This window comes from Spirosoma sp. (assembly GCF_048594605.1).
Taxonomy (GTDB): Bacteria; Bacteroidota; Bacteroidia; order Cytophagales; family Spirosomataceae; genus Spirosoma.
In genome coordinates this window covers 1-14,082 of sequence record NZ_JBMDWV010000157.1, presented here as the reverse complement: position 1 = coordinate 14,082, position 14,082 = coordinate 1, and the positions used below count along the sequence as shown (strand labels likewise).

13 protein-coding genes are annotated in these 14,082 nt (G+C 46.2%); 7 read left to right on the top strand and 6 right to left on the bottom strand.

The window, feature by feature from the left end:
• Nucleotides 1-1,023 (top strand): acyl-CoA dehydrogenase family protein (locus ACOJS8_RS10055; RefSeq protein WP_420148408.1); only part of this gene is annotated, 1,023 nt, incomplete at its 5' end.
• A 58-nt stretch (nucleotides 1,024-1,081) separates the two neighbouring features.
• On the opposite strand, the gene ACOJS8_RS10050 is transcribed toward ACOJS8_RS10055, so the two are convergent.
• Both ACOJS8_RS10050 and pgeF read right to left on the bottom strand, forming a co-directional pair.
• The gene (locus ACOJS8_RS10050) at nucleotides 1,082-1,324 is read right to left on the bottom strand and encodes a GlsB/YeaQ/YmgE family stress response membrane protein (RefSeq protein WP_420148407.1); all 243 of its coding nucleotides are present in this window, start codon (nucleotides 1,322-1,324) and stop codon (nucleotides 1,082-1,084) included.
• A gap of 67 nt (nucleotides 1,325-1,391) precedes the next feature.
• Nucleotides 1,392-2,180, bottom strand: a complete 789-nt coding sequence (gene pgeF, locus ACOJS8_RS10045; protein WP_420148406.1) for a peptidoglycan editing factor PgeF — start codon at nucleotides 2,178-2,180, stop codon at nucleotides 1,392-1,394.
• Between the two features lie 211 nt (nucleotides 2,181-2,391).
• Here pgeF and ACOJS8_RS10040 point away from each other — a divergent pair, with 211 nt between their 5' ends.
• The 4 genes from ACOJS8_RS10040 (at nucleotide 2,392) to ACOJS8_RS10025 (ending at nucleotide 7,814) form a co-directional block, all read left to right on the top strand.
• Entirely contained in the window at nucleotides 2,392-2,790 is a 399-nt protein-coding gene (locus ACOJS8_RS10040; protein ID WP_420148405.1) for a hypothetical protein, read from the top strand.
• 345 nt (nucleotides 2,791-3,135) lie between these two features.
• Nucleotides 3,136-4,809: a putative maltokinase gene (locus ACOJS8_RS10035; RefSeq protein WP_420148409.1), complete on the top strand. Its 1,674-nt coding sequence runs from the start codon at nucleotides 3,136-3,138 to the stop codon at nucleotides 4,807-4,809.
• A 114-nt stretch (nucleotides 4,810-4,923) separates the two neighbouring features.
• On the top strand, nucleotides 4,924-6,936 hold the full coding sequence (gene glgB / locus ACOJS8_RS10030) for a 1,4-alpha-glucan branching protein GlgB (protein ID WP_420148404.1): 2,013 nt from the start codon (nucleotides 4,924-4,926) through the stop codon (nucleotides 6,934-6,936).
• Nucleotides 6,937-7,013: 77 nt separating this feature from the next.
• The gene (locus ACOJS8_RS10025; protein ID WP_420148403.1) at nucleotides 7,014-7,814 is read left to right on the top strand and encodes a hypothetical protein; all 801 of its coding nucleotides are present in this window, start codon (nucleotides 7,014-7,016) and stop codon (nucleotides 7,812-7,814) included.
• A gap of 60 nt (nucleotides 7,815-7,874) precedes the next feature.
• Here ACOJS8_RS10025 and ACOJS8_RS10020 read toward each other — a convergent pair whose 3' ends face one another.
• Nucleotides 7,875-8,837, bottom strand: a complete 963-nt coding sequence (locus ACOJS8_RS10020; RefSeq protein WP_420148402.1) for an alpha-E domain-containing protein — start codon at nucleotides 8,835-8,837, stop codon at nucleotides 7,875-7,877.
• 153 nt (nucleotides 8,838-8,990) lie between these two features.
• On the opposite strand from ACOJS8_RS10020, the gene ACOJS8_RS10015 reads away from it, so the two are divergent.
• Nucleotides 8,991-9,755 (top strand): NIPSNAP family protein, encoded by a 765-nt coding sequence (locus ACOJS8_RS10015; RefSeq protein ID WP_420148401.1) that lies wholly within the window; start codon nucleotides 8,991-8,993, stop codon nucleotides 9,753-9,755.
• 88 nt (nucleotides 9,756-9,843) lie between these two features.
• Here the strand turns inward: ACOJS8_RS10015 and ACOJS8_RS10010 are convergent, their stop codons facing one another.
• Both ACOJS8_RS10010 and ACOJS8_RS10005 read right to left on the bottom strand, forming a co-directional pair.
• Entirely contained in the window at nucleotides 9,844-10,347 is a 504-nt protein-coding gene (locus tag ACOJS8_RS10010; protein ID WP_420148400.1) for a Rad52/Rad22 family DNA repair protein, read from the bottom strand.
• Between the two features lie 554 nt (nucleotides 10,348-10,901).
• Entirely contained in the window at nucleotides 10,902-11,564 is a 663-nt protein-coding gene (locus ACOJS8_RS10005) for an ABC transporter ATP-binding protein (protein WP_420148399.1), read from the bottom strand.
• A gap of 137 nt (nucleotides 11,565-11,701) precedes the next feature.
• Between ACOJS8_RS10005 and sucC the strand changes: the two genes are divergently transcribed.
• On the top strand, nucleotides 11,702-12,922 hold the full coding sequence (gene sucC / locus ACOJS8_RS10000; RefSeq protein ID WP_420148398.1) for an ADP-forming succinate--CoA ligase subunit beta: 1,221 nt from the start codon (nucleotides 11,702-11,704) through the stop codon (nucleotides 12,920-12,922).
• Between the two features lie 54 nt (nucleotides 12,923-12,976).
• Here sucC and ACOJS8_RS09995 read toward each other — a convergent pair whose 3' ends face one another.
• Nucleotides 12,977-13,795, bottom strand: coding sequence for a M48 family metallopeptidase (locus ACOJS8_RS09995; RefSeq protein ID WP_420148397.1), 819 nt, complete (start codon nucleotides 13,793-13,795; stop codon nucleotides 12,977-12,979).
• Nucleotides 13,796-14,082 lie beyond the last annotated feature (287 nt).

Sequence of the window (14,082 nt, the reverse complement as noted above, 5' to 3'; positions counted from 1 at the left end):
GATCTTTTTCGACAGTTAGGAGAACAGGGTTTAATGGGTATATTAGTGCCGGTCGAGTACGGAGGAGTAGGCTTAGGCTACGAAGAATACGTAACGGCCATTGTTGAGTTATCCAGGGTAGACGGCGCCGTAGGCTTGTCGATGGCAGCGCATAATTCCTTGTGTACAAATCATATTTTATTATTTGGTACGGAGGTTCAGAAACAAGCCTATCTGCCACGATTGGCAAGTGGCGAATGGTTAGGCGCCTGGGGATTGACCGAACCTAACACGGGCTCCGATGCCGCCAACATGCGTACAACCGCTGTTCGTGATGGTAACGATTGGGTATTGAATGGAGCAAAAAACTTTATAACCCACGGCAGGAGCAGCAACGTAGCCGTTGTCATTGCTCGAACCGGCGAAGCGAATACACCGCACAACGCGACAGCCTTTGTTGTTGAACGTAACACGCCAGGTTTTTCGGGCGGTCGTAAAGAGGACAAACTCGGTATGCGAGCTTCCGAAACGGCCGAAATGTTGTTTCAGGATTGCCGGATTCCAGACGCACAACGGTTGGGGAAAGTAGGCGATGGTTTTATTCAATCACTCAAGGTGCTCGATGGTGGTCGCATTTCAATTGCAGCGCTAAGTCTGGGAATTGCCAGCGGAGCTTATGACGCTGCATTGACCTACGCAAAAGAGCGGGAACAATTTGGACAACCAATTGCTAATTTCCAGGGCATCAGCTTTAAGCTGGCCGATATGGCAACCGACATCGAAGCCGCTAAACTTTTGGTTTATCAGGCTGCGGCTTTAAAAGACAAAGGAAAGCCGGTGACAAAAGAGTCGGCAATGGCGAAATTATTTGCGTCTGAAACAGCCGTTCGGGTGGCTAACGAAGCGGTTCAGATTTTTGGAGGTTATGGCTACACAAAAGATTTCCCGGTTGAGAAATTTTATCGAGATGCTAAACTTTGCACGATTGGTGAAGGAACCAGCGAAATTCAGAAAATCGTGATTTCCAGGCAGATATTAAAATAGGAAAAAGGGAAGGACTATTGAAATTCAATAGTCCTTCCCTTTTTCCTTTACCCTATTTCTATACGGCACTGCTACGTCCCTTAATCAGAGCAGCAATACCGAGTATGATCACAGCGCCAACGAATGCCGTCAATATTTGATCGACCATACCACCGTCGCGGCCAAAAATCCAGCCACCTACGAAGCCACCTGCAATACCGAGTAAAATTTCGGCAAAAAGTGAAAATGAAAACCGCTTAAACACGAGGTCTGCCAGCCAACCAGCAATGGCACCTACCAGTATTGATACTAAGATTCCCATGATTTTTATGTGTCGAGTTAGTTAAGTAATCAAAAACAGTTATATAACGACTCGCTTTCTGTTTTGTTCAAACGTTACAATCTATGGTTGATTTTATACCAATCACGACAAGCATCCGCCCCGTCTGGCCGTGCTCAGCCCGGTACGAAAAATAATCATTGTTGTGCACAACCGTTGAGAAACCAGAGATTGCGATCTGATTCTCAGGTATGCCAAAATCAGTCAGGAATTTTGCATTCGCTGCCTTTAAATCAATAAAACTTTTGCCACTACGCGGGTCATCCCGTCTGAAAGCAATCGAAAATTGTTCCGCAACTTCCGGTCCTACTTCAAACGAACATTCGTCAATACACGTACCAACGTAAGCGTAGCAGTTTTCGGCTGACGTACCAAATTGCTGCTGCATCGCGACCAGCGTCTTTGCCACAAGTGCTCCGGCCGTTCCTTTCCAGCCCGCATGAATTGCCGCTACGCCCTTGTTTCTTTGATCGTAAATCAGAATAGGCGTGCAATCGGCAACTGTCACGCCAATGAGCAGACCGGGTCTATCCGTAATTAGCGCATCATAGCCATCATAACGTCCTGGCTCAGTTGCGTACAAAATTTCAGTGCCGTGAACCTGATGAGATGAAGCAAACTGAGCATCAGCTGCGCCAACCGCTTCGAAGAAACGACGGCGATTTTCATCAACGTTTGCGGGGTCGTCAGACGTATTGATTCCCAGATTGAGTGATTCGAATGGCGCCGGACTAACGCCCCCGTGACGCGTACTTTCGGCAGCGATTAGTTCAGGGAACGTTGAGAAAATTGCAGGAATATGGTATGAAACATTTGAAGGAATAGATACTTCAGACATATTAATCAGGATTGACCAGACAAATTTGCGGTTTAAGCCACTGCAATCCAATAGACCGCTCGCTCAGCCATCCTTACTTTTTAACCACTTATCCAATCCGTTTACCGCTCCAGTAGTTTGCAATACATAGTACTATACAGCCTTATACCTTTGATACAACAATCGGAGAGAAACCGACCTGCTTTAGAACAACCAAAAACAACATACTACTATGAAAACGCTTATCAAATCACTCGCATTGGCCCTTACATTGGGTTTTATTACATTTACCGCTTCAATCAGTGAAGCAAAACCAATTGGGCGTCCAACCGCGGCAGTAACTTATAAAACTGGTATCTACACGACCGTAAACGGTAAATTAAGCATCGCGCTTGACAAAGAAACGGGGGGGCCAGTTGACATTCGTCTGAAAGCAGCCAATGGACGAGTACTTTTCAGTGAACGTCTTGGTAAAAATGAACAGACCTATCGCACCCGGTTAAACCTGGATGATCTGGTAGACGGTGTTTATCAGCTGGAGATTACCAACGGTGTCGAAACAACGACCCAAACGATAACGCTGTCAACTAGTCACCCCTCCCTATCAAATCGTGTCGTTTCTGTAAATTAAGTATTGCTCACCATTCACTCTTAGTCATTTGCAAAGCCCCCATTCCTTCAGTCGAATGGGGGCTTTTTTATTATGATTACGTACAATAGAACTCGATAGAAAATTTACTAAGTCCAGGAATCCATGCTTAGTATTGACGTAAACGCTACGTCGACAGATCAATAGACCGGCAAAAAATGTCAGTAAGAATTCAGTTCTTCACTTTGGCAGGTTTAATAAGGAAGAAAGGGCGAAAAGGCTAATCAATCGACCTATCGCTTTTGTTGTATATTCAAGAAATTTTTGACTTACCGTAACCTCTTCTATTTCACAAATCAGTAACTATTTATCCCTAGAACGCTGTTTATAGTGACTACACAACCCTTTATTGCTTCTACATCATGGTCTGAGGTTGTCCACGACGCTGCTTTCTGGACAAGGTTAGCAGAAACACTCTTACCAGATTACGTTAATACATGCCGGTGGTTTGCGGGTAAAGCCCGACTGCAAACTGGTTTTAAGGTGCAAACAATTCACTCCTTACAATTACCTGATGGCGACGTATCGTATTTGTTGATATTGGAAGCCAGTTACGCCGATGGCATTTCCGAACATTACCTCTTACCCCTTTCATTTATTGCCGATCATATAGCGCTTGCGTTATCTTTTCAGGTGGCCGATATTCCCGAAAAAGGCCGTATTGGCGACGTAACACTCGGCGGATATACAGGCATTGTGATTGATGCGATTTATGACGACCGTTTTCGACAAGTCTTGTTTTCGGCAATCTATCATCACCAAACGCTTTCGCAAACGGACGGTCAATTGGTTTTCTATCGGGGAAAAGGGCTCGAAGAGGGCGACACTAGGCTGACCTCGACCGTATTGCCTGTCGATTCGAGCAATTCGGCCATGATTTTTGGGGATAAATACTTTTTAAAACTCTACCGAAAACTCTTTGAGGAAACGAACCCGGAAGTCGACATGGTTGCGTTTCTGACCGATGAGAGCAATTTTACGAATATTCCAGCTTTTGGTGGTAGCATTATCTGGCAACGTAACGACCGCCCTGATGTAACACTCGGCATGATGCAGCGAATGGTCCAGAATGATAAGGACTCGTGGATGCAAACCGGCGATTACCTTAATGATTTTCTGTATGGCGTACCAAACCGGATGTTTGCTATTCGGGAAGACGTATTCGATAAAGTTGAACTACTGGGCCGTCGGACGGGTGAGTTGCACTGCGCTCTCTACAAACCCAATCGGCCTAACGTATTGACCAACGACGCTTTTGCACCGGAACCCTTTACGGATGAATACCGCCAGTTTCTGATTCAGCGTTTCGAGAATTTGCTCGAACGCCGGTACGCGCTCCTGATCGACAATTATACGAAACTCGATTCGCAGGCGCAGCGGCTGGCCTGGGTGTTTATGGAAGCCAAAGAAATGATTGAGACATTCATCAATGATTTCCGTACGCGCCCGCTCGATTCACTACGTATCCGTATTCATGGCGATTATCATCTAGGGCAGGTACTGGCTACGGAGAATGATTTTGTGATCATCGACTTTGAGGGCGAACCTGAAAGCAGCATTCGTGAGCGGAAAATCAAACACTCACCCCTGAAAGACGTAGCCGGGATGATTCGGTCGTATCACTACGCGGTTTCGGCTAAACTCTTCAACTCTGCTGAAACAGAAGGTATTGAACCAGAGCATTTGCAGCGAGTTTCCGACCGCTGGTTCTATCTCATCCGCGATACGTTTCTGGATGCCTATTTAGATACTTTCGGCGCGCCACATCCTTTATTTAAGAACAACACTGAAATCAATTTTTTACTGCTGATTTATTTGCTGGAGAAGGCGGTTTACGAGTTAGGCTACGAAATCAGTTATCGACCGTCGTGGGTAAAAATTCCGCTGAAAGGCATTATCGACGTAGTGCGCGAAATCGAAAAAATTCGTCTAAGTGATGGAAATCCGACTCCTGACGTACCGATGCTACAGACCGGTTTGCTTCAAACACAACGTACCTAGTTTTCTCATAAATCAGCCGACAAATTGACAACGTCATTCGTAGGAAGGCTAAGTTTTTTTCTAACTTTCCGACCCTGATTACGTTCACTACGTATCTCTACCAGTTCCAAACCTATGGCAAAACGCAAAGCCCCTGCACCTCCGGCCGAACCAGAACAGCCGGCTCAGCTACCCTCATCTACTCCATCTGTAAACGAATCCGCTCAATCTGACACAGCCCCTCAGAGCGATGGGCCTTATTCCCGATTCACTGATTTTGACATTTTCCTGTTTCGTTCGGGAAAGCACCACCGGCTCTACGAAAAGTTTGGCTCACACGTTGTTACGCATAACGGGGTCGTCGGGACGTACTTCGCCGTCTGGGCGCCATCCGCTCGTTACGTTGCCGTGATTGGCAATTTCAACAGTTGGGACAAAGGCAGTCATCCGATGAATGTCCGCTGGGATTCCTCTGGCATCTGGGAAACATTCATACCCGACATTGGCTCAGGCGAAACATATAAATATTTCATTGTTCATGAAGGCGGTCGCGAACTGGAAAAAGGTGATCCCTACGCGCACTTCTGGGAAGTACCTCCCCGAACAGCCTCCATTATCCGGGATACGTATTACGAGTGGCAGGACCAGGAATGGATGGCCAATCGGAAGGAAAAAAACGCACTGAATGCCCCCTTCTCAGTGTACGAAGTTCATTTAGCTTCCTGGCGACGCGACCCAGGCGATCCGGAACGCGAGCTGAGCTACGGCGAAATTGCCGATGCGCTGGTACCGTACGTCCAGGATATGGGCTTTACGCATGTCGAATTTATGCCGGTCATGCAGTACCCGTATGCTCCGTCCTGGGGATACCAGATTACGGGCTACTACGCGCCAAGCAGCCGGTTTGGTACACCACAGGATTTTATGCGCCTTGTTGAACGGCTGCATCAGGCGGGCATCGGCGTTATACTGGACTGGGTCCCCTCCCACTTTCCGGGTGATTCTCACGGACTGTATGAGTTCGACGGTTCGCACCTTTATGAACATCCCGATATGCGAAAAGGGTATCATCCTGACTGGAAAAGCTATATTTTCAACTATAGCCGACCGGAAGTTCGCTCGTTTCTGATCAGCAACGCTTTGTTCTGGCTTGATCGTTGCCACGCTGACGGACTGCGCGTTGATGCCGTTGCGTCTATGCTTTATCTGGATTATTCACGTAACGCCGGAGAGTGGGAACCGAATATGTTTGGTGGTCGGGAAAATTTAGAAGCGATTTCTCTGCTGAAAGAAATCAACGAAGCCGTTTTCAAAGAGTTTCCGGATACACAGACTATTGCGGAAGAGTCGACGGCCTTTCCGGGTGTATCGCGTCCGGTTTATACTGGCGGCCTGGGCTTTGGCATGAAATGGATGATGGGCTGGATGAACGATACGTTACGTTATTTCGAGCGCGATCCGAGTTACCGCAAATTTCACCAGGATGAATTGACATTCAGTACGATATATGCCTTTACCGAAAACTTCATGTTGCCTCTTTCGCACGATGAGGTGGTCTATGGTAAGCACTCGCTAGTCTACAAAATGCCAGGTGATGAGTGGCAACGCTTTGCTAATCTGCGGCTATTGTATTCGTATATGTTTACCCATTCCGGCACAAAGCTGTTGTTTATGGGTAGTGAGTTCGGACAAACCTCTGAATGGAAATTTGATGCCAGCCTGGACTGGCACTTGCTTGAGTTTGCGCCCCATAAAGGCATAGCGGCCTGCGTAAAAGCATTAAACACGCTCTACAAAACCGAAGCAGCTATGTATGAGCGCAACTTTACGTCCGACGGTTTTGAATGGATTGATACAACCGACCGGGAGAACAGCGTCATTACGTATATCCGTAAAGGCAACCGCTCTGAAGATACGTTACTGATTGTACTAAATATGACGCCTGTACCACGCCACGGTTATCGGATTGGCGTTCCATCAGAAGGCACCTACAAAGAGATTTTCAATAGCGACGCAACTGAATTTTACGGTAGCGGCCTCACCAACGTGGAGTCAATTACTACTCAGGAAGAAGCGTGGCACGGACGCCCGCAGTCCATTCAACTCGATGTTCCCCCATTAGGTGCCGTAGTGCTCAAAATGGTCTAAGCCATGAAGCCATAACCAGGATTTAAAGCAGTATCGAAATTCGTCTGGTAACAAAGACAATCCTTTAAATCCTGGTTATGGCTTCTATCTTTGTCGGCTACAACAGCCTGATAAGTTTGATGAAGAAACTCCTTGTCGCGTTCTTTACGCTGGTTTCCGTTTATGGTTTCGCCCAGTCTCCCGTCTCTAACCGTATTAGCAGCGGTGCTGATTTAGGGATGGCTTACACTACCCGCAATTACAATCCTTCTTTTACGTATTATCAACTGCTCAATTTTGGCGAAAAAAAGTTGTTTTCAATTGGCTGGACGTTACGTTTAGGCGCTTTCTACGGCGATAATCTTAACTATTACACGGCTCCGGCCCGGCTAACGCGTGAAAAAACCGGATTTAGCGCCATTGGTGCTCCACTTGTTATAAGCAATATCGATACCGTTCGTTACGATTACGTAACTATGACTTCGGCCAATTTTGGCGTCCGTGCCCAAATCAAATTAGGCCCAGTCGAAGTAGGAGCAAGTGCTGATTTACTAGGCTTAACAATCGGAAAATCACGTACTGGACGTATTGCATCTTCGACTGGCAAATTTACCAGACCTGACTCAACTACGGCTTATTTTCGGGGGGCAGATGTATTTCAGAGTTCTCGTCCGAGCCGTTTTAATGCGCGTCTGCTCGGCGATAACGACATTGGTACTCTTTCGACAGAAGTTTTCGCCCGTATTTTTATAAAACAGCGAGTGGGCATAAAAGCAGGCTATCAATGGCTTGTAACAGAAACTAAAATAGACAATCGGGATATTGTTGCCGATAACAATCGCTTCCGGAATCGGGTAGGTATGCCTTACCTAGCCGTGACTCTGCCTGTATTTAATTAGTTGAATTGTGAATGGTGACTTGCTGCTGCAATTAATACTCACTCATTCACAATCTATGTTTTAAACCTCGACTGGCTTCAAATCAAAATAGGTCTGAAAAATGGCGGCTCCTACCTCATTTGTCCGAGTCTGAAAATTGTCGAGATACTGATGCAGCCCCATTTTAAAGATATCGGCCGTTTCTGTAAACTCTATATCGGTACGTAGTTTGGAGAGCGTCCGTTCGGCTAAATTACCGAAGCCATTTACCATGTTATTCCCTGAAATCTCATAAAGGGACAATTCCGCCTGGCGAATGCAATGGGCAGTGGCACGGGGAAACGTTTTATCCAGCAGCAGAAACTCAACAATACTGGCTGGTGTCAGCGAACGATGGCGCTGACGATGCATGTTATACGCGCTCACCGACCTTAATACAGCCGACCAGATCATTAAATCGATGGTAGAGCCAACAGCTTCTATCTCCGGTAATAGCGTAAAATACTTGACATCTAGAAACCGGGACGTTTTATCGGCCCGCTCCAGAAATCGCCCAAGTCGGCCAAAATGCCAGGCCTCATTACGCGTAACCGTCGAATCAATAATTCCATAAAATAGCTGTACGCCATTGCGAATATCCAGGAAAAACTCCTGGGCTTCGACCTGCCCCCACTCCTTGTTGGGCGACGTATCGCGCACCATCAGGTAAAATTTGTTGAGTTGTTCCCACATCGATTTAGAGATAACCTCCCGAATCGTGCGTGCGTTCTCACGAGCTTCACTCAGACAGGATACAATCGAGTTAGGGTTGCGCTTATCGAATGTCATGAACTGAATAACATTCTCGCGTGTCGGATGCTGATAATATTTGAAAAAGCGATCATTATCAGCCGTGGCGATCAACAGAGGTTCCCATTGTTCATTCACATTTGGAGGCAAATCGAGAGCCAAATTAAAATTCACGCTCATAAACCGGGCGTAATTTTCGGCCCGTTCAATATAGCGATGCATCCAGTAAATAGAATTAGCAACTCGGCTTAACATAGGCTAGTCGTTCTAATAGTGAGCGGTGAATGACCAACAAAAATAGAACTTTGTGTCTATTGAACAAGGAATCACAATCAATTGTAGATTTCCTACAAAACAATCGTCTTAAAAGAAAGTAATTTACCAATCTTTCTCTCTTTGGATAGCATTATGAAAATACTTTATTCTCTACTAACAACCACTTTGCTGTTTAACTCGGCACTCTTCGCTAACCCTACTCCGACGAAGCCGTCTTCCAAATTCTACGAGATGCGGATTTACTATCCCACTCCGGGTAAATACGCTGAAATTGTGGACCGGTTTCGGCAGTACACAACCAAAATTTTCGAGAAGCACGGCATGGAAAATATCGGCTACTGGACACCAATCGATACGTCGCGAAAAGAAGTGATTTACATTCTGGCCTATCCAAGCCGCGAGGCTCGCGATGCGTCCTGGAAAGCGTTTGGCAGTGATCCGGAGTGGAAAGCTGTCGTTGCTAAAACAGAAGCGAATGGTAAATTAGTTGACCACGTTGATCAGATCTTCATGACCGAGGCTGATATATCACCCGCTATCAAGTTGAAGCAAGCCTCTCCTGAACGAACCTTCGAGCTACGTACCTATACAGCTTCACCAGGCAAACTGCCGAATTTATTAACGCGCTTTCGCGATCATACCCTGAAACTCTTTGAGAAACATGGCATGACGAACATTGGCTACTGGGTCACGCAGGAAAAAGATCCATCTGTTCAGTCCAAACTCGTTTATATTCTGGCTCACCCTGGCGAGACTGAAGGGAAAGCTCATTTTGAAGATTTTCGTAAAGACCCGGTTTGGGTAAAAGCGAAAGCTGAATCGGAAAAAGACGGATCGTTAACAACGAAAGTCGAATCGGTTTATATGAAGCCCACAGACTATTCGCCCATTAAATAATATAGTATCACATAAACGCAGAATGGCCCTGGTTGTGGAACCAGGGCCATTCTGCGTTTATGTGATACTACGTTCGGCTTATTCGGTACTAAACTGTTTTCACAGGGACTTTTGCGTGCTCGGGTTTCAGAACTACTACGTCTCGAATAATTCCACCAGCGTTTAGCTTGTCTACCATTTTATCGAGTAAAGGGATAGCCCATTCAGGAATATATTTGTCCGTAGTTTGAATAAGTACTTTCGGAAAATCATAGAGCGAGCGACCAAGACCAAACTGCACAGCGCATCGTTTCATGGCGTCACTAATCCCACCTTTCACAGGCTCGACGTTCGTTCGACTAGCGCCATCTGTTTTCCGAACAATTTCTCCTCCTGGCAAAACAGCGGTGATGGTACAAAGGAATCCTCCCTCTATTTCCCGAATTTCGTTCTGCCATCCTGCCCACCCAAATTGCTCATCAAAACGCTGCATGACACAACGGTTGGTGATATACGGCACTACAACGATCTTCTGACCATCTTTTGTCTGGCTTTGTACACGCCACTCCACTTCCTGCGCTGTTAGAGGAGCATTCAATACGTCTAAATTCATGAGTTGTTTACTTGTAGTTTGGTAATTTTCACGTTTGAGAAAGCCTTACCTGATGGTATTTAAGCAAATACATGTGGTTTCGATCCGCTTTGCAATATACTCATTTCTGGGAAGAAGGCCGGAGAAAATATGCCGATAAGCCATACCGAATACACGTAACCACTCTTCTGTGAGACTAAGTTGATACATATCGTTAGATAGGGATAAACCACTATGACGAACACCGGAGGGGCTGTAACCGAAAGTGCGGCAATGAAGGTAAAAAACTCTGGTTATCAACGCTGAGCTTGTCAGAATACAACAACAAAAAAGCCAAGCGAGACACTCTCTTGGCTTTCTGATTTACTCAACGTTATGAAAAACTTTTCTTTTCGACACAATTATAAAACAAAAATACAGGAAATTGATTCTATCTCAAAAAAAATTTTTAGCGCCGCCATATAAAATGCTGACTACCAATCATTTACATAATATACAGTAAGCATATTTATTAAAAAATTTAAGTATATATACCTACAAATTGCCTTAGCACCCGCATCCGTATGATCAGAAAATCAGGTGAATATTAGCCCATCTCGGATGGTAACAGTGCGGTCAGCAAGGGCAGCTAATGTTTCATTATGCGTAACGATAATGAAGGTTTGTCCGAGTTCATCCCGAAGTCGAAAGAAGAGTTGATGGAGCTCCTCGGCATTCCGTGAATCAAGGTTACCACTAGGTTCATCCGCGAATACAATCGCGGGTTCGTTGATCAGCGCACGCGCTACGGCAGTGCGCTGCTGCTCTCCCCCCGACATTTGGGAGGGCAAATTATTCAATCGATGCTGTAGTCCTAATGTGGTCAGCAGTGATTCAGCACGCTGGCGAACCGCCTGCTCGTCTTTTCCTGAAATAAACCCAGGCAGGCAAACATTCTCCAGCGCTGTAAACTCAGGCAACAAATTATTAAACTGGAATACGAAACCGATACGTTCGTTTCGAAATTTGGCTAGTTGGCGGTCGTTCAATGAGAACACGTTCTGACCATCGATTTGCAACTCTCCCGCATCAGGTCGATCGAGCGTACCAAGTATTTGCAGAAGGGTCGTTTTTCCGGCACCCGATGCCCCCACGATTGAGACAACCTCGCCGGGCTGAACCTGTAAATTAATGCCTTTAAGAACCGGTAAATTGCCGTAGTTCCGGCGAATATCAGTGGTTTGGAGAAGCGGATGCATGAAAAATGTTGAATGAGGAACGCTGAATGATGAATAGTAAAGTAAGATTTAGCCACTGGTGTTTACCATTCCTCCATCATTTCCTATTAACTTGCCGCACAAAAATACGATTTCCAACTCTCCTTGTTGCAGTTGTCATGAATATACACGAGTATCAGGGTAAAGAAATTCTCAAAAAATACGGCGTCCGCATTCAGGAGGGCATCGTGGCCGAATCGCCCGAAAAAGCCGTTGAGGCTGCCAAGCAGATCATGGCACAGTCTGGCTCAAAGTTTGTCGTTGTGAAATCGCAGATTCACGCCGGTGGACGCGGCAAAGGCAAAATCGTTGGCAGCGAGCAGCGGGGTGTAGCCCTGGCCAAGTCAGTTGATGATGTACGGGATATTGCCAAAAATCTTATTGGCAACGTACTGGTAACGCATCAGACTGGCCCCGAAGGCAAAAAGGTCAATAAAGTTCTGATTGCACAGGACGTGTTTTATCCGGGAGCCTCAGAGCCTAAAGAGATGTATCTCAGCATTCTGCTCGACCGTAGCAAAGCCTGTAACGTTATCATGGCTAGTACGGAAGGTGGTATGGATATTGAAGAGGTCGCCGAAAAAACGCCCGAAAAAATTGTAAAGGAATGGATCGACCCCGCCGTTGGTTTGCAGCCCTTTCAGGCACGTAAGGTTGCGTTTGGCTTAGGGCTTGAGGGCGAAGCGTTCAAAGAAATGGTAAAATTCGTTACGTCGCTATACAAAGCATATGTCGATACAGATGCGTCGATGTTCGAAATCAACCCCGTTCTTAAAACGTCAGATAACAAAATTCTGGCAGTAGATGCCAAAGTAAATCTGGACGATAATGCGCTCTACCGTCATCCTGACCTGGCTAACCTGCGCGACATCAGCGAAGAAGATCCGCTCGAAGTGGAAGCATCTTCCAATGACCTGAACTACGTTAAACTTGACGGAAACGTAGGTTGTATGGTGAACGGCGCCGGACTAGCCATGGCAACGATGGATATTATTAAACTGTCGGGTGGTGAGCCTGCCAACTTCCTCGACGTAGGTGGTGGCGCTAACGCTAAAACCGTGGAAGCGGGCTTCCGGATCATCCTGAAAGATCCGAACGTAAAGGCTATTCTGATCAACATTTTCGGTGGCATCGTACGTTGCGATCGCGTAGCAACTGGTGTTGTGGAAGCTTATAAAGCCATTGGCGACATTCCTGTGCCAATTATTGTTCGTTTGCAGGGAACCAACGCAGCTGAAGGCGCCAAAATTATTGATGAATCAGGACTGAAGGTACAATCGGCAGTAGAGTTGAAAGAAGCCGCTGAGAAAGTACGTCAGGTAATCGAGTCGCTCAAATAATTAACTCTGATCGACTTTCAATAAAAAAGCCGGAGCGAAACTCCGGCTTTTTCATTACCGTTTGTAATACTTCATTGCTTCAGGCATCAACGCCTGCAAATCTTTAATACGTCGTTCGTCGGAAGGGTGCGTCGATAAGAACTCTGGCGGTTTTTGCCCACCCCCTGCTTTTGCCATTCTTCCCCAGAACGTAACGGCTTCCTGCGGATTATAACCGGCCATAGCCATGAAGATCACACCCAGATGATCGGCCTCCGACTCCTGTTTACGGCTATGTGGCAAGGCTCGTCCAACCTGATAACCGATAGGCAAAGCTGCGCCTACGGCCTGTAGCAAAATTGAGTTGACTTGATTACCAGTGCTTCGGGCGGCTGTACCCGCTACAATCTGCCCGCCCTGAATCAGGCCATTAGCCAGAAGTCCTTCGCTCATGCGTTCGTTACCATGCTCGGCAATAGCGTGTGAAATCTCGTGCCCCATAACAGCAGCAGCGCCCGCTTCATTTTGCGTATAAGGCAAAATGCCCGTATAAAAAGCTACTTTACCACCAGGCATACACCAGGCGTTAACCTGTGGGCTTTGGATCAGATTAAATTCCCACTGAAAGCCTGCCAGGCGATTACCAAGGTTATTGGCGTTCAGGTATTGTTCCATAGCCTGGCGTAGCCGATTGCCAACCCGCCGAATCATTTCTGCATCACTCGTGCCCCGTACAACCTGGCTCGTATCCAGAACACCTTTATAGTTCGTAAAGCTAAGCGGCAACAACTGCTCATTCGGTACCAGTTTTAACTGTTTCCGACCCGTAATCGGTACTTTCTGGCAGCCGATAGCAAAGCTGATTACCAGCATCGCAATGAGTGCGTTTTTCATCTTTTGTGTAGTTTATTTTTGACTATTTGTTCTGACGATATATGACCCGCAACGTACCTGATTTGTTCAAATTTTTCTGGGTTGCTACGGTCAAGCCCTCTTTAGTCATTAGATTTGCGCTATTCCTTTAGGTTTAATCAGTTATTTGTTATTCATTGAACCCTTGTTCTCTGCTGAAAATGTTAAAAGGCTGTCTGGTTGTACTTAATCTATTGTTATGAAAATTATTTGTGTTGGCCGAAACTACGTTGAACATATTCAGGAACTCAACAATGAAAAACCCGAAG